Origin of the sequence: Paraburkholderia sp. BL6669N2 (assembly GCF_003387275.1) — a bacterium.
Classification (GTDB): domain Bacteria; phylum Pseudomonadota; class Gammaproteobacteria; order Burkholderiales; family Burkholderiaceae; genus Paraburkholderia.
On record NZ_QUNA01000001.1, the window covers coordinates 2,549,850 to 2,566,092 of the forward strand.

15 protein-coding genes and 1 tRNA gene are annotated in these 16,243 nt (G+C 62.6%); 12 read left to right on the forward strand and 4 right to left on the reverse strand.

All coding sequences use genetic code 11. The features are described 5' to 3' along the window. Positions 1–23 precede the first annotated feature (23 nt). The 3 genes from hemW to B0G80_RS11610 all read left to right on the forward strand — a co-directional run bounded on the left by hemW (position 24) and on the right by B0G80_RS11610 (position 2,277). Positions 24–1,223 (forward strand): radical SAM family heme chaperone HemW, encoded by a 1,200-nt coding sequence (gene hemW, locus B0G80_RS11600; protein WP_408968003.1) that lies wholly within the window; start codon positions 24–26, stop codon positions 1,221–1,223. 55 nt (positions 1,224–1,278) lie between these two features. Then, positions 1,279–1,368: transfer RNA gene (locus B0G80_RS11605), tRNA-Ser, on the forward strand. Positions 1,369–1,548: 180 nt separating this feature from the next. Continuing rightward, positions 1,549–2,277, forward strand: a complete 729-nt coding sequence (locus tag B0G80_RS11610) for a DUF3800 domain-containing protein (protein WP_116118080.1) — start codon at positions 1,549–1,551, stop codon at positions 2,275–2,277. A 588-nt stretch (positions 2,278–2,865) separates the two neighbouring features. On the opposite strand, the gene B0G80_RS11615 is transcribed toward B0G80_RS11610, so the two are convergent. The 3 genes from B0G80_RS11615 to B0G80_RS11625 all read right to left on the reverse strand — a co-directional run bounded on the left by B0G80_RS11615 (position 2,866) and on the right by B0G80_RS11625 (position 5,019). Next, positions 2,866–3,270 (reverse strand): RidA family protein, encoded by a 405-nt coding sequence (locus B0G80_RS11615; RefSeq protein WP_106283363.1) that lies wholly within the window; start codon positions 3,268–3,270, stop codon positions 2,866–2,868. 179 nt (positions 3,271–3,449) lie between these two features. Continuing rightward, on the reverse strand, positions 3,450–3,680 hold the full coding sequence (locus B0G80_RS11620; RefSeq protein WP_106283456.1) for a hypothetical protein: 231 nt from the start codon (positions 3,678–3,680) through the stop codon (positions 3,450–3,452). Between the two features lie 118 nt (positions 3,681–3,798). Then, positions 3,799–5,019 (reverse strand): Bcr/CflA family multidrug efflux MFS transporter, encoded by a 1,221-nt coding sequence (locus tag B0G80_RS11625; RefSeq protein WP_116118081.1) that lies wholly within the window; start codon positions 5,017–5,019, stop codon positions 3,799–3,801. A gap of 258 nt (positions 5,020–5,277) precedes the next feature. Between B0G80_RS11625 and B0G80_RS11630 the strand changes: the two genes are divergently transcribed. From B0G80_RS11630 to B0G80_RS11665, 8 genes are all read left to right on the forward strand, one after another. After that, a complete protein-coding gene (locus B0G80_RS11630; RefSeq protein ID WP_116119631.1) occupies positions 5,278–5,766 on the forward strand; it encodes a hypothetical protein in 489 nt (162 codons plus the stop codon). A 135-nt stretch (positions 5,767–5,901) separates the two neighbouring features. Beyond that, complete coding sequence (hemL, locus tag B0G80_RS11635) at positions 5,902–7,185, forward strand: glutamate-1-semialdehyde 2,1-aminomutase (protein WP_116118082.1); 1,284 nt, start codon at positions 5,902–5,904, stop codon at positions 7,183–7,185. Positions 7,186–7,255: 70 nt separating this feature from the next. Further along, complete coding sequence (gene ribD / locus B0G80_RS11640; RefSeq protein WP_116118083.1) at positions 7,256–8,425, forward strand: bifunctional diaminohydroxyphosphoribosylaminopyrimidine deaminase/5-amino-6-(5-phosphoribosylamino)uracil reductase RibD; 1,170 nt, start codon at positions 7,256–7,258, stop codon at positions 8,423–8,425. Between the two features lie 15 nt (positions 8,426–8,440). Continuing rightward, positions 8,441–9,055: a riboflavin synthase gene (locus B0G80_RS11645; RefSeq protein WP_106283367.1), complete on the forward strand. Its 615-nt coding sequence runs from the start codon at positions 8,441–8,443 to the stop codon at positions 9,053–9,055. Between the two features lie 199 nt (positions 9,056–9,254). Next, on the forward strand, positions 9,255–10,391 hold the full coding sequence (ribBA, locus tag B0G80_RS11650; RefSeq protein ID WP_106283368.1) for a bifunctional 3,4-dihydroxy-2-butanone-4-phosphate synthase/GTP cyclohydrolase II: 1,137 nt from the start codon (positions 9,255–9,257) through the stop codon (positions 10,389–10,391). A 49-nt stretch (positions 10,392–10,440) separates the two neighbouring features. Next, a complete protein-coding gene (gene ribH, locus B0G80_RS11655) occupies positions 10,441–10,947 on the forward strand; it encodes a 6,7-dimethyl-8-ribityllumazine synthase (protein ID WP_006050161.1) in 507 nt (168 codons plus the stop codon). Next, complete coding sequence (nusB, locus tag B0G80_RS11660; RefSeq protein ID WP_106283369.1) at positions 10,944–11,378, forward strand: transcription antitermination factor NusB; 435 nt, start codon at positions 10,944–10,946, stop codon at positions 11,376–11,378. Before ribH ends, nusB begins: the two co-directional genes overlap by 4 nt. A 150-nt stretch (positions 11,379–11,528) precedes the next feature. Beyond that, complete coding sequence (locus B0G80_RS11665) at positions 11,529–12,725, forward strand: pyridoxal phosphate-dependent aminotransferase (protein ID WP_116118084.1); 1,197 nt, start codon at positions 11,529–11,531, stop codon at positions 12,723–12,725. A gap of 108 nt (positions 12,726–12,833) precedes the next feature. Here B0G80_RS11665 and B0G80_RS11670 read toward each other — a convergent pair whose 3' ends face one another. Then, positions 12,834–14,018: a transglycosylase SLT domain-containing protein gene (locus tag B0G80_RS11670; protein ID WP_116118085.1), complete on the reverse strand. Its 1,185-nt coding sequence runs from the start codon at positions 14,016–14,018 to the stop codon at positions 12,834–12,836. Positions 14,019–14,624: 606 nt separating this feature from the next. Here B0G80_RS11670 and B0G80_RS11675 point away from each other — a divergent pair. Continuing rightward, positions 14,625–16,193, forward strand: a complete 1,569-nt coding sequence (locus B0G80_RS11675) for a UbiD family decarboxylase (protein ID WP_116118086.1) — start codon at positions 14,625–14,627, stop codon at positions 16,191–16,193. Positions 16,194–16,243 lie beyond the last annotated feature (50 nt).

The window sequence follows — 16,243 nt, forward strand, 5'->3', positions numbered from 1 at the left end:
CGATCAAACCGGCGCCCGCCGATATCGGCAACGGCGTCATCAAGGCCTACACGTCGCCGGGCAGCATCCGGCTGACGTCGCTGCCGCCGCTGGCGTTGTATGTGCATTTCCCGTGGTGTGTGCGAAAGTGTCCGTATTGCGATTTCAACTCGCATGAATGGAAAGGCGACACGTTCCCGGAGAACGAATATCTCGACGCCTTGCGCGCCGATCTCGAGATGGCGCTGCCGCTGGTCTGGGGGCGGCAAGTGCATACGGTGTTCATCGGCGGCGGCACGCCCAGCCTGCTTTCGGCGGCCGGGCTCGATCGCATGCTGTCGGATGTGCGCGCGCTGCTGCCGCTCGACGCCGACGCGGAAATAACGCTCGAAGCCAATCCCGGCACCTTCGAAGCCGCCAAATTCGCGCAGTTTCGCGCGAGCGGCGTGAATCGGCTCTCCGTGGGCATTCAAAGTTTCAACGAAGCGCATCTGAAGGCGCTCGGCCGCATCCACGACTCGGTGCAGGCGCGCCATGCCGTCGAAGTGGCCGCGACCACCTTCGACAACTTCAATCTCGATCTGATGTTCGCGCTGCCGGGGCAGACGCTCGCCGAATGCCAGGCCGATGTCGAGACGGCGTTGTCGTTCGCGCCGCCGCATTTGTCGCTGTACCACCTGACGCTCGAACCGAACACGTTGTTCGCGAAGTTCCCGCCCACCCTGCCCGACGACGATGCATCGGCCGACATGCAGGACTGGATTCACGAGCGCACCTCCGCTGCGGGCTACGAGCGTTATGAGGTGTCGGCGTATGCGAAGCCGCATCGGCAGAGCAAGCACAATCTGAACTACTGGCGTTTCGGCGACTATCTCGGCATCGGGGCGGGCGCGCATACGAAGCTGTCGTTTCCGAATCGCGTGCTGCGGCAGGCGCGCTATAAGCATCCGACCACCTTCATCGAGCAGGCGAAGGCCGGCACAGCGGTGCAGGAAGAGCACGAGGTCGGGACGCGCGATCTGCCGTTCGAGTTCATGCTGAACGCGCTGCGGCTGGTGGAAGGGTTTCCTGTGCATCGGTTTATCGAGCGCACGGGTATGTCGATGACGTCGATCGAACCGGCCTTGCAGGAAGCCGAACGGCGCAAGCTGATTACGCGCGACCACGAAAAGATTGCGCCGACGCCGCTCGGCCAGGCGTTCCTGAATGATCTGCAGGAGCTGTTTCTGAAAGATCCGCAGTGATTGCGGATCGACCGGGCGCCGCAGCGAGGTTTTTTCAGGTTACAATTTAGGGCTTGGAGGTGTGGCCGAGTGGTTTAAGGCACCGGTCTTGAAAACCGGCGAAGGAGCAATCTTTCCGTGAGTTCGAATCTCACCGCCTCCGCCAGAATGCGTTGACGAATACGGGCCTCTCGGCCCGTTTTTCATTTCCTGCCACCCAAAGCGCATCCTCCCATCTTCATGGCACTATCGCCTAATCAGCAATTCGTGAGCTACAGATCGACCCTGCGACGCGCAGGGTCGCAGCGTCCATAACATAAGCAATACAGCAGCGCGCGAGCCAGCAATGCATAGCAATTACATAGTTTTTGTGGACGAAAGTGGCGATCACAGCCTTACCTCGATTGACGCAGAGTATCCGCTGTTCGTCCTATGCTTTTGCGTCGTCAAGAAAAGCGACTATGCCGACTTATTGGTGCCCAAGATCAAGCGGTTAAAGTTCGACACGTTTGGCCACGATTGCGTCGTTCTGCACGAGATCGACATTCGGCGCAAGCGAGGGCACTTCTCTCAACTGGGAAAGGAAGCCCGCGACGATTTCATGGGCGCCCTCACCCAAATAATTATAGACACGCCCATGACGGTTGTTGCGGTAGTGATCGAAAAGCTAAAGCTTAAGCAGAAGTACAGTAATCCCTACAACCCCTATCACATCGGCATTCAATTTGGTCTGGAGCGGGTTCGGCAGTTCCTGAGGATGCAGGGGCAACAGGATGCTTTGACTCACGTCATTTGCGAGGCACGCGGCGCAAAGGAAGATCGCGACCTGGAACTGGCGTTTAGAAGGGTATGCGATGGCGACAATCGAACGGCGGCAAAATACAGCTTCGATATTGTGGTATGCGATAAGAAGGCGAATTCAGAGGGTTTGCAAATCTCAGACCTCATGGCTCGACCTATTGGACTGCATATCTTGCGGCCCACTCAACAGAATCGCGCTTACGACGTTCTCGCCGACAAATTCTTCAACCCGGGAACCGTGGTGACGGGGAATGGCTTGAAAGTATTCCCTTAGAAAAGCGAAAGGCCCCAAAGTAGTCCTCGGAGCCTAGCGCCGGCCGCGTAGTCGCAACCCATTTAGGCCGTAATTATAGCTTGTAACATGCGCCACGGTCAAGATGACTAAACGCGTCCCCCGCTGCTGGCGCCGGTTGAATACACGTTTGGGGCTTCCGGGAGTCCGCACCTCAGGTACGCACCAAAGCCACTTTTGGCATCAGCACCTGGCCCCATCCCTCAACTTTTTCCGCCCACGGCTGATACCAAAGCTACCTACGCTGTCCGCACACGTCCCGTGGACCCTTATGAAACTCAATACGTTAGTTATTACAGTCGCCAGCGTCTCCGCGTGCGTGGGCGCATCATCCGTGCTCGCGGAGACGCCGGCAGCGCTATCCGACAATGACACCGCAACCACGTTCGGTTCGGGCACGTTGACGCACTAAGCGGTGATGCCGGCGTGAATATCGCTGCCAGCGTGAGCAAGTGCCTAGGTCAATAGACTCGTCGTTCATCAAGCCAAGGCATTCACGCAGTTCGTTGGAATCCTCCCACCGGCGAGCACGCGCAAAAGCTCAAGACTGTGGCTCTCCAGTCGTCGAAGCTAAACCAGCGCGGTCGCCTCCACCTCGATCTTGAAACCGTAGTGCAATTGCGGAACAGGCACGACGGCGCGCGCAGGCCGTGCTTCACCGGCCCACCGCGCGTAGATCTGATTGAAGCTCATCCAGTGTTCGACATCGACAATGTAGACGCGCACCTGAACCAGTTGCGCGACGCTGCTGCCGGCGCTTTCGAGCGCGGCTTGCACATTGACCAATACCTGTTCGGCCTGAACCTCGAACGAGGCCTCGGATAGCTTGTCGCCTTGCGCCGTGATCGGCAATTGCCCCGAGACGAACACGAAACCATTTGCGACCGCCACATGACTGTAATGACCGCCCGGCTGCGAAAGCGTGGCGGGATTGTCCGTATGCGGCAGATGCGGGTCGTGCTGGCTACCAGCCATGAATATCACTCCAGACTTGACGACGGCACATGACACCGCGTGCGCTTCATCCGCACGACAGCATCCCGTTTTCGCAAAAGCGATAAGCGATCACACGAGCAATCATGCAACGCGCTAGCGCTGTCCGCCTCAGGCACAGAGTCTCGCATCAACACGCTTCTGCAAACGTGCCGCGCTCATCACACGCCAAGCATTTCCAGCTTCTCGCGCGCATCCGCGCAACGGCGGTTCAGATCGCGATGCATCAACTGACTGTCGAGCAACGCTGATACATCAGACAAACCGAAATCAAAGCGCAATACGTATTCGATGTCGGTGTAGTCGTGATAGGCGCCGCTGTCCGCCAGCTTCTGCGCTTCAGCGAAAGCAGCTTGTTGCCGTTCGCCGTTCATCAAATCTCTGATCGCCATGAATGCCGCTCCGAGGAACAGTGGACCCATCATAGCAACGGAAATTCAAACGCACGGTCGCGCGCACGCAACACCTGGTGTTTACCGTAGACGCGACGCGGACTGTGCTTCATGGTCCTCAGACGGCAGCGACCGGCACCTTGGTCCCGTGCCATCTGACAACCAGAATCCGGCCGAGATAACACAGCAAGCCCGCCACGCCCACCGTCACGCCCATGCCCTTGGGCGAACCATCCTGCCAGAGTCCGACCGCAAGGCTCGACAGCGCGCCGAGCGCCAACTGCACGGCGCCGAACACGGCGGCCGCGGCGCCGGCATTCAGCGGATAGCGATGCATCAGATCGGTCGTGCAATTGGCGGACAGAAGACCGACCACACCGACCACGAAGAACAGGCCGAACACGATCGACCACAAACCGCCCCAACCGGTCAGCGACACGAGACAGACAAACAGCGATGCGATGCAGCTCACGGTTGCGGCGAAAGAAATGATCGGCAGCGAACCGAGCCGGCCGACCAGCCGCGTATTCATGAAGTTGCCGAACATGATGCCGACGATATTGAGCGCGAACAGGAAGCCGTAATGCTGCGCCGACACATGGAAATATTCGATGTAGACGAACGGCGTCGCGGTGATGTACGCGAACATCGACGCGAACGCCATGCCGCCGCACAGCATGTGCCCCCACGCAACCGGATCGCGCAGCAACTTGCCGTACGCGCCGAACGACTTCAGCAACGCCGAGTGCGCACGCTTCTCACGCGGCCACGTTTCCGGCACCTTGAGAAACGCGGTGATCGCGCACACCGTGCCGAACAACGTCAGCACGACAAACACCACGCGCCAGCCGCCGAGCAGCAGCAACTGCCCGCCGATGAGCGGCGCGAGCAATGGTCCGATCGACGTGACGATGGCGAGCATCGACAGCACGCGAGCGGCATCGGTCGGGCCGTGGGCGTCGCGTGCGATGGCGCGCGCCAGCACCGAGGCCGCGCCCGCGCCCAGCGCCTGGACGAAACGGAACGTCACCAGCGAGCCGATCGAGAACGACATGGCGCAGGCGACGCTAGCCAGCGCATACATGACAATGCCGCCGAGCAACACGGGCCGGCGGCCATAGGTATCCGACAGCGGACCATAGAGCAGCATGCCGATCGAAAAGCCGAACATGAAGCTGGTGAGCGTCGTCTGCGCAGCGCCGGTGCTGATGGCGAACGCCTGCGCGATGGTCGGCAAGCTCGGCAGGTACATGTCGATGGAAATCGGCCCGCATGCGGCAAGCGCACCGAGCAACAGAATCAGCCGGCCATCGGGCCGGCTTCTGGTGACGTGAGACATGGGAATCCAGATGAAGCACTGCGCCGTCATCGGCAGCGGAACAGGTGAAACGGGGAAAACAGCAACTTGACAGCATCAATTGTACGCGACGGTTAATACGACAGCCGGGCCTCGGACCTGGTCGCGAAGACGCCTGTGCGGCATCGACGATTCGCGGCAGCCACGTTGCCGATCGGTTAAGCTGCCGCCTGAACGCTGCGGGCGACGCGCGAATCTATGCGCCGCGCCCTTCCCGACTATTCTGTACGCGACCATGCGATGACCGCATTCCTGCTGATCTGGAGCCCGAGGAAATGGCCATGGCCCGAGCTGCCTGACGTGGCCAAACGCGTGACCACGGGCGTCGCCGTCGCCGACGCATGGGGTTGCGGATTTGCGCGCAGCATCCTGCCGGGAGACCGCGTGTTCCTGCATCGCGTGGCACAGGAGCCGAAGGGTATCTTCGGCTCTGGTTATGTCACGCGCGCGCCGTACGAGGTTCCCGATGCGGCGACGAAGCGCGGCTACCGTTTGTGCATCGACTTCGTGTACGACTGGCTCGTCGATGCACACGAAGACGTGGTGATTCCGCGTGAGATGTTGCGCGCGCATCCTTTCTCCGTGCAGACGTGGGACGCGCAGAGTTCGGGCACCGTCATCAAGCCAATGGCCGAAGGCGCATTGGAAAAGCGCTGGGCGGAACTGACCGGCAAGCGCAAGCCGCCAAAGTTCGATACGCCGACTGGGCCCACGCACAAAAGTGAGTGAGCAGCCCGCTGCGTGGGCGCATCCGGAAAACCTGTTCACGCTGAGTCCGGTACAATTTCCCCACCCATCCCAGCGCCACGCGACTCGCCCACAGGCGACCCGCGTCGCTGCGCAACCCCAATTCCAGTCATCGCCATGTCCAGAAACGAAACCCTTTTTGAACGCGCGCAACGCACCATTCCCGGCGGCGTGAACTCGCCAGTGCGAGCCTTCCGCTCGGTCGGCGGCACGCCGCGCTTCATCGAACGCGCACAGGGCCCCTACTTCTGGGATGCGGACGGTCAGCGTTATATCGACTACATCGGCTCATGGGGCCCGATGATCCTCGGCCACGTCCATCCGGAAGTGCTCGAAGCGGTGCAGCGCGTGCTGGGCAACGGCTTCTCGTTCGGCGCACCGACTGAATCGGAAGTGGAAATCGCCGAAGAAATCTGCAAGCTGGTGCCCTCCATCGAACAGGTCCGCATGGTGTCGAGCGGCACCGAGGCCACCATGAGTGCGCTGCGTCTCGCGCGCGGTTTCACGAACCGCAGCCGTATCGTCAAGTTCGAAGGCTGCTATCACGGCCACGCGGACAGTCTGCTGGTCAAGGCCGGCTCGGGCCTGCTGACCTTCGGCAATCCGACTTCGGCGGGCGTGCCGGCGGATATCGCCAAGCACACCACCGTGCTCGAGTACAACAACGTCGCTGAACTCGAAGAAGCGTTCAAGGCGTTCGGCAACGAGATCGCCTCGGTGATCGTCGAACCGGTGGCCGGCAACATGAACCTGGTGCGCGCCACGCCCGAATTCCTGCAAGCCTTGCGGCGCCTGTGCACCGAGTACGGCTCGGTGCTGATTTTCGACGAAGTGATGTGCGGCTTTCGCGTCGCCCTGGGTGGCGCGCAAGAGGTCTACGGCGTCACGCCGGATCTCACGTGTCTCGGCAAGGTGATCGGCGGCGGCATGCCGGCAGCGGCATTCGGCGGCCGGCGCGACATCATGGCTCACCTTGCGCCGCTTGGCGGCGTCTATCAGGCGGGCACGCTGTCGGGTAACCCGATCGCGGTCGCGGCCGGCCTGAAAACGCTACAACTGATCCAGGCACCGGGCTTCTACGACACGCTGACCGCGCGCACCATGCGCCTCGCGCAGGGTCTTGCCAACGTGGCGCGCGAAGCCAAGGTGCCGTTCGCGGCCGATTCTCTCGGCGGCATGTTCGGCCTCTACTTCACGGACTCGATCCCGACCAGCTTCGCCGAAGTCACGCAGAGCGACGTGCCGCGTTTCAACGCGTTCTTCCACAAGATGCTCGACGCAGGCGTGTATTTCGCGCCATCGGCGTATGAAGCAGGCTTTGTGTCGATCGTTCACGACGACGCGATCGTCGACGCCACGATCGACGCCGCGCGTGGCGCATTCGCCTCGCTCGCGGCCTGAAGCGGGCGAGACAACACACTGCTAAAACCGAAACCCATTACAGCCTAGCCACCGTACCGACCGGACCCCGATGTTTTCGCAAACCGATTTCGTCCATATGGAACGCGCGCTCGCGTTGGCCAAGCGCGGCATGTACAGCACCGACCCGAATCCGCGCGTCGGCTGCGTGCTCGTCAAGAATGGCGAGGTGATCGGCGAAGGCTTTACGCAACCGGCCGGTCAGGATCATGCCGAAATCCGCGCGCTGAAAGACGCGCGCTCGCGCGGTCACGACTTGCGCGGCGCCACGGCCTACGTGACGCTGGAGCCATGCAGCCACTTCGGCCGCACGCCGCCGTGCGCGAACGCGTTGATCGAAGCCCAGGTCGCGCGCGTAGTCGCGGCGATGGAAGATCCCAATCCGCAAGTATCCGGACGCGGTCTCGCCATGTTGCGCGATGCCGGTATCGAAGTGCGCTGCGGGCTGCTCGCCCACGAAGCGCACGAACTCAATATCGGCTTTGTCTCGCGCATGACGCGCGGCCGCCCGTGGGTCCGCATGAAGGTGGCGGCCTCGCTGGATGGCCGCACCGGCTTGCCTTCCGGCGTCAGCCAATGGATCACCGGTGAAGCGGCACGCGCCGACGGCCACGCCTGGCGCGCTCGCGCGTCGGCGATTTTGACGGGCATCGGCACGGTCAGGGAAGACAATCCGCGCATGACGGTGCGCGCCGTCGACACGCCGCGCCAGCCGCAACGCGTACTGATCGACAGCCAGCTCGACGTGCCGCCGGAGGCGCTAATTCTGGCCGGCGCACCCACGCTGATCTTCTGCGGCAATCTGGATGGGCGACATACCGATCGCGCCAACGCATTGCACGATCGCGGCGCCGAGATCGTCCAGCTGGCGAACCCGGCGGGCAAGGTCGATCTGCCCGCGGTGCTGAAAGTGCTGGGCGAGCGCAACGTCAACGAATTGCATGTCGAGGCGGGCTACAAGCTGAACGGCTCGCTGCTGCGCGAAGGCTGCGTCGACGAACTGCTCGTGTATCTCGCGCCGAGCCTGCTCGGCATGGATTCGATGAGCATGTTCAATCTGAGCGCGCCCGACACGCTCAAGGGCCGCGTCAAACTGAACTTCCATGCGGTCGACCGGATCGGCGAAGACGTGCGGATTCTCGCCCGCTTCATGCCCCAGCCCGCCCCCGAGGCCACGCCCGGACCCGGCAGCGATCCCGTGTCCCCACCCGTTTCGAAATGATCGAGGATTAGTACGATGTTCACAGGAATCGTCGCGGCCGTGGGCCGCATTGAATCAGTCAAGCCGCTCGGCACGGACGGTGACGCGGGCGTGCGCCTGAACGTCGAGGCCGGCGGTCTCGATCTCGGCGACGTGCAGCTCGGCGACAGCATCACCATTCAGGGCGCCTGCATGACCGTGGTCGCGAAAACCGCCCACTCGTTCGAAGTCGACGTCTCGCGCGAAAGCCTGAACTGCACGGCGGGCCTCGGTGAGACCGGCGAAGTCAATCTCGAGAAAGCGCTGCGCGCGCACGACCGGCTTGGCGGCCATATCGTTTCCGGCCATGTGGACGGCCTCGGCACGGTGACGCACTTCGCGCCGGTCGGCGAATCGCACGAACTGCGCGTGCTGGCGCCGCGCGAGATTGGCCGCTACCTGGCGTACAAGGGCTCTATCACTGTCAACGGCGTGAGCTTGACCGTCAACTCGGTTAAAGATCGCGACGATGGCTGCGAGTTCTCGATCAATCTGATTCCGCACACGGTTGAAGTGACGGCGCTCAAGCGTCTGCGTGAAGGCACGCAGGTGAATCTGGAGATCGATCTGATCGCGCGCTACGTCGAGCGCATGCTGAACGCGCCTAAGTAAAAGGCCGCAAGCCGGTCACGCATGGGCCGGCGGCGGCGCCCCGCCGCGTTCCGCCGGTTCATGCATCCATCGTTTCAACGAGCTTAGCAACGGCGGACGGCTCATCGCCAGTCGGCCAAATGGCCTATGCCGTTCGGCGGAGGCGACTTGGGCTCGCGCGTGGCGTAAAATACGCGCTTTCTTCGAAACTCTCGCCAACATGACGCTCGCCTCCACTCCAGAGATCATCGCCGAACTGAAAGCAGGCCGGATGGTGATCCTCGTCGACGAAGAAGACCGCGAAAACGAGGGCGACCTCGTGATCGCCGCCGAATTCGTCACGCCGGAAGCGATCAACTTCATGGCACGCTACGGTCGCGGCCTGATCTGCCTGACGCTCACGCAGGAACGCTGCAAGCTGCTGAACCTGCCGCTCATGACCTACCGCAACGGCACGCAGTACGGCACCGCGTTCACGGTCAGCATCGAAGCGGCCGAGGGCGTTACCACCGGCATCTCGGCGGCGGACCGTGCCCGCACCATTGCCGCCGCGGTCGCGCCGGAAGCCAAGGCCGAGCACATCGTGCAGCCGGGCCACGTGTTCCCGATCATGGCTCAGCCTGGCGGCGTGCTGGTGCGCGCCGGACACACCGAGGCGGGCTGCGACTTCACCCAGTTGGCCGGGCTCACGCCGGCCGCGGTAATCTGCGAAGTCATCAAGGACGACGGCACGATGGCGCGCTTGCCGGACCTGATGGAATTCGCCAAAGAGCACGATCTGAAAATCGGCACGATCGCGGATCTGATCCACTATCGCAGCCGCACCGAGTCGATCGTCGAGCGGATTTGCGAACGCACCATGCAGACCGCGCACGGCGCGTTTCGCGCGGTCATGTATCTCGACCAGCCGAGCGGCCAGCCGCATATCGCGCTGGTGCGCGGCACGCCGTGCACGGATCAGGACACGCTGGTGCGCGTGCATGAGCCGCTGTCGGTGCTGGACCTGCTCGAAGTCGGCGAATCCACCCATTCATGGACGCTGGACGCGGCCATGAAAGAAATCGCCGCACGCGATTGCGGCGTGATCGTGCTGCTGAACTGCGGTGACTCAAAGGACCATCTGATCGACGTTTTCAAGGCATTCGACTCGAAGGAAAGGGCCGACGCACTGAAACGCCGCCCCGTCGACTTCAAGACGTACGGCATCGGCGCGCAGATTCTGCGTGAGCTCGGTGTCGGCAAGATGCAGGTGCTGTCGAACCCGCGCAAGCTGGGCAGCATGTCGGGCTACGGTCTCGAAGTCACGGGCTTCGTGCCGATGCCGGGCGGCAAGGCACAAGCTCCGCAACAAGGCTGATCCGACCATTCACGCGCTTCGCGCCCACTCAAAACACTACGGAATTCACATGGAAATCGGACAATACCAACCGAATCTCGACGGCGACGGACTGCGTATCGGCATCGTGCAGGCGCGCTTTAACGAGCCCGTTTGCAATGGCCTCGCAGACTCCTGCATCGAAGAACTCGAACGCCTCGGCGTGACCGGCGAAGACGTGCTGCTCGTCACCGTGCCGGGTGCGCTGGAAATCCCGTTGGCGTTGCAAAAGCTCGCCGAAAGCGCGCAATTCGACGCACTGATCGCGCTCGGCGCGGTGATTCGCGGCGAAACGTACCACTTCGAACTGGTATCGAACGAAAGCGGCGCGGGCATCACGCGTATCGGCCTCGACTTCGGCATTCCGGTCGCGAACGCGGTACTGACCACCGAAAACGACGAACAAGCCGTTGCGCGCATGACCGAAAAGGGTCGTGACGCGGCGCGCGTGGCCGTCGAAATGGCGAACCTTGCCGTCGCGCTCGAACAACTCGGCGGCGACGACGAGGAAGAAGACGAAGAAGAGGAAGAGGCATGAAGAGCGCACGCCGACGCTCCCGCGAACTGGCCACGCAGGGGCTTTACCAGTGGCTGCTGTCGGGTTCGCCCGGCGGTGAAATCGACGCGCAACTGCGCGGCGCGCAAGGCTTCGACAAGGCCGACCACGAACATCTGGACGCCATTCTGCACGGCGTGATCCGCGATTCGGAAACACTGTCCGCGGCAATCGCTCCGTGTCTCGACCGTCCGATCGAGCAGCTCTCGCCGGTCGAACGCGCTGTGCTGCTGGTGGCCGCGTTTGAACTGAAGAACCACATCGATATTCCTTATCGCGTGGTCATCAACGAAGCGGTCGAACTCGCCAAAACGTTCGGCGGCGCGGACGGCTACAAGTACGTGAACGGCGTGCTGGACAAGCTGTCGGCACAACTGCGCGTGGATGAGACGCAGGCGGCTCGCAAGCGTTGAGCGCAAGGCGCATGGCCGGCGGCATGGTCGTTGGCGTGCGCTACGCTGAACGAGCTGGCGTAACCTAACCGTTCGCAAGGACGCCGTTTCGCGCGCAAGCACTCGCGCCGAACGTCGTCCCGCTTTTGCTTCTGAACTGGATTTGATCGTATGAACTCCGTGACCGAACCCTTGGTGCGGCTTGCCGCACGTGTGGACGCCATCCAGCCTTTCTATGTGATGGAACTGGCCAAGGAGGCCGCGCTTCTCGAGCGCGACGGCCGCGACATCATTCACATGGGAATCGGCGAACCCGATTTCACCGCGCCCGAGCCGGTTATCGAGGCGGCCGCGAGCGCACTGCGCCGTGGCGTCACGCAATACACCAGCGCGCTTGGCCTGCACGCGCTGCGCGAAGCGATCTCGGCGCATTACGCCGACTTCTACGGCGTTAGCGTGGATCCGGCGCGGATCGTCGTTACCGCCGGCGCATCGGCCGCATTGCTGCTGGCTTGCGCGGCGCTGGTCGATCGCGACGACGAAGTGCTCATGCCCGACCCGTGCTATCCGTGCAACCGCCATTTCGTGATCGCCGCCGAAGGCAAGCCGGTGATGGTGCCTAGCGGCCCGGCCGAACGTTTCCAACTCACCGCCGCCGACGTCGAGCGTCTCTGGAACGAGCACACCCGTGGCGTGCTGCTGGCGTCGCCGTCGAACCCGACCGGCACGTCGATCGAACCGGCCGAACTGGAGTGCATCGTCAAGGCGGTGCGTGCGCGTGGCGGCTTTACCATCGTCGACGAGATCTATCAGGGGCTGAGCTACGACGCGAAGCCCGTGTCGGCGCTCTCGTTCGGCGACGACGTGATCACCGTCAACAGCTTCTCGAAGTACTTCAACATGACGGGTTGGCGTCTGGGCTGGCTGGTGGTGCCGCCCGGCATGGTCGGCGCGTTTGAAAAACTCGCGCAAAACCTGTTCATCTGCGCTTCCGCGCTCGCCCAGCACGCGGCGCTCGCCTGCTTCGAGCCTGAAACGATCGCGATTTACGAAGCGCGGCGCCAGGAATTCAAGCGTCGCCGTGACTTCATCGCGCCGGCGTTGGAATCGCTCGGCTTTTCCGTGCCGGTAATGCCCGACGGCGCTTTCTATGTATATACCGATTGCCGCACGGTCGCGCACGCCGCGGCCGGCGACAGCGCGGCACTCACCAAGGCCATGCTGCACGATGCGGGCGTGGTGCTGGTGCCGGGCATGGATTTCGGTACGCACGCACCGAAGGAGTACATCCGGCTGTCGTACGCCACTGCCTATCCGAAACTGGAAGAGGCCGTCGACCGTCTGGCGAAATTCTTCGGCAAGGGTTGAGCAGGAGCGACTCGCTTTCAATCGCCAGACGAAAAAAAAGGACACGCCAGAGCGTGTCCTTTTTTGTTGCCACTCCTGTGCGGAGTCGCCCGTTCTAAGCTGCCAACCTCAAGCGCCCAACTCCGACGCCGACGCCACGTGCTTCGTCGCGTTGGCGCTAGCATCGTCCTGCTCGGAGGAAACCGGCGCCTTCACCGGTGTCGCCGCGCTCAACGGATGACTGCCCTCGAGCGTCACCTGCACACGCTTGCCATTGCTGCCCGACGCGGCCGTAGCCGTGTTGGTCGACGCCGTCAAAACCGGCGCCTGCGGTGCGTTAATCGGCACCTTGCGGCCACGCGCCACGTCCCGCAGGCGGGCACGCTCGGCCATGACCTTGGCACCGTAGCCGCCGTCGTCCGGCGAAGTCGAGCCGACGTACAGACGCAAGCCGCCCGGCAGCGAGCCGCCACGTGCGATGCAATCCTTCAGCACCAGCGCGCCCACCTTGATGTTCGCGACCGGTTCGAGCGCCGCGCTCTGGCCGCCGAAATACTGGAATTTGTCCGAGTGCACCTTGGACATCACCTGCATCAGGCCTTGTGCGCCGACGCCGCTCTCGGCGTACGGGTTGAAGCCCGACTCGATTGCCATCACTGAAAGCAGCAGCAGCGGATCGAGACCGACTTCGCGGCCGGTGTCGAACGCCGCCTTCACGAGCTCGCTGACGGGCTCCTGAGCAACGCGATAGCGCCGTGCGAGAAAGGACGCAACCAGGTCCTGCTCGCGGGTCGAGATCAGGACGCGGTCGTCGCGCGCGTCCGCGGATACACGTTGCGACGGGATCAGGCTCGCCAGCGCGGTAACGCTTTGCATGGTGCGCGGATCGAGGCCGTTCAGCGCTGCGACACCCATGCCGGTTGACCCGGCGGCGTCGAATGCGTTGTCAAAGCTGCTGTTGCTCGCGGTGACAGTGTTGCCATTGTTCGTGCCGCTCACGGCATCGGGGCCGTTCGAGCTGGCGGTCAGCGAGTCGTCGGAGGACGCGCGCGCGGGCGGTCCGAAAGCCGGCAGCGGGTTGCCCTGCAGCAGACGGGCGGGACCGGCTTGCACAGCGGCGGAGATGACCGGCATTGCCTTGGCCGCTAGCGTGCCGCGCAGGGTCGGCATCAGCCACAGTGCGACTGTCAGCACCACCGCGATACCGCCGACGATGCTGAACAGGTGATGACTCATTCGCGTCCCGCAGCGCACCACACCGCGCACAACTTGCGCGATACGCTCATCGGGACGCCACGATAACCAGGCGTTCATTCAGATCTCCCATGTTGCATGATCCGCGAACCCCGCCATATGAACAGGCGGTGAAGCACGTTCGCAGAATCAAGACATCGCGCGCTCTGTCTGGTTAGGGCAGCAGCGACGTCGGGAAAACGGTAAATACCGTTTGTGGGGAGCCATCCTGGAAAAGGACCGCGGCATGTCAAAAAAGCATGCGGGCGGTGGCTCCCACGCGAAAAACCAGCGTCAGTTAACGCTGGCGAGGACATCAATAAGACCGTCTAATACCGTGCAGGAATCGGTAAGCGGTGACGCGTTGCGTCTGATGGGACCGGGGGCAGTGGTAAAAAGGTTCACGCCCTGCAACCAATGTGGACGGATTTTATGCAGGGTTTTATAGATCGTCAACACTATAGATAGGCAAATGTATAACTAATTGTAATAACGAACCCTGTTCAGACAGCCCAAAACCGCGCGGCGCGCGCCTTTTGACCTGTTTCGGCTCCCCCGTCCCGCCTAGGTCATTTGGCCGAGCTACGTGCGCTCGCCAACACAGGTAAAATCGACAATCGTTCTGGCGCCGTTAAACCGTGCTGCGCCTCCCTTCTTCGCCGCTTGCGCGGCACTGAACCGCACCAGATGAAATACAAAGACCTGCGCGATTTCGTCGGCCGTCTCGAGACCATCGGCGAACTGCGCCGCATCTCACAAAGCGTCTCGCCTGTCCTGGAAATGACCGAGTTGTGCGACCGCGTGCTGCGCGCCGGCGGCCCCGCTTTGCTGTTCGAGAGCAAGACACAGCATGCGTTCCCGGTGCTCGGCAACCTGTTCGGCACGCCTCGGCGGGTCGCGCTCGGCATGGGAGTGGACGCGCAAGCCGGCGAAGGCGACGGCGCCGCGCTCGAATCGCTGCGCGACGTGGGCCGGCTGCTCTCCGCATTGAAGGAACCGGAGCCGCCGAAGGGGCTCAAGGACGCCGGCAAACTGTTCTCCCTCGCAAAGGCAGTGTGGGACATGGCGCCCAAGACGGTGAGCGCGCCGCCCTGCCAGGAAATCGTGTGGGAAGGCAACGACGTGGACCTCGCGAAGCTGCCGATCCAAACGTGCTGGCCCGGCGACGCCGGCCCGCTGATTACATGGGGCCTGACCGTCACAAAAGGACCAAATAAGAGCCGACAAAATTTAGGCATATATCGCCAGCAATTGATCGGACGTAACAAACTGATCATGCGATGGCTCGCGCATCGCGGCGGCGCGCTCGATTTCCGCGAGTTCGCCCTGCAGAACCCGGGCAAGCCGTATCCGGTGGCAGTCGTGCTGGGCGCCGACCCAGCCACGATCCTCGGCGCGGTCACGCCGGTGCCCGACACGCTGTCTGAATACCAGTTCGCCGGCCTGTTGCGCGGCGGCCGCACGGAACTGGCGAAGTGCATTACGCCGGGCGTCGACGGCTTGCAGGTGCCGGCGCGCGCCGAGATCGTGCTCGAAGGCTTCATCTATCCGCAGGAAGGCGCGCCTTCGCCCGCTCCCGCGGGCGCGCCGCCGCGTCCGGTCAAGGGCGCGTCGGCGGGCTATGAACATGCGCTGGAAGGCCCGTACGGCGACCACACCGGCTACTACAACGAGCAGGAGTGGTTCCCAGTCTTCACGGTCGAGCGCATCACCATGCGGCGCGATGCGATCTATCACTCCACGTACACCGGCAAACCACCCGACGAACCCGCCGTGCTCGGCGTCGCGCTCAACGAAGTTTTCGTGCCGCTGCTGCAAAAGCAGTTCAGCGAGATCACCGACTTCTATCTGCCGCCCGAAGGCTGCAGCTACCGCATGGCCATCGTGCAGATGAAGAAGAGCTACCCCGGCCATGCCAAACGCGTGATGTTCGGCGTGTGGAGCTTCCTGCGGCAGTTCATGTATACGAAGTTCATCGTCGTGGTCGACGAGGACGTGAATATCCGCGACTGGAAGGAAGTGATCTGGGCGATCACCACGCGCATCGATCCGGCGCGCGATACGGTGCTGGTGGACCGCACGCCGATCGACTATCTGGATTTCGCCTCGCCGGTGGCCGGACTCGGATCGAAGATGGGCCTCGACGCGACCAACAAGTGGCCCGGGGAAACCGATCGGGAATGGGGCCGCCCCATCGTGATGGACGACGCGATCAAGCAGCGCATCGACTCCTTGTGGAACGAGTTGGGCCTCTAAGGCAAGCCGTACGACAAGACTGAATAACAAAGCTAACGGAGCCGTTGCGC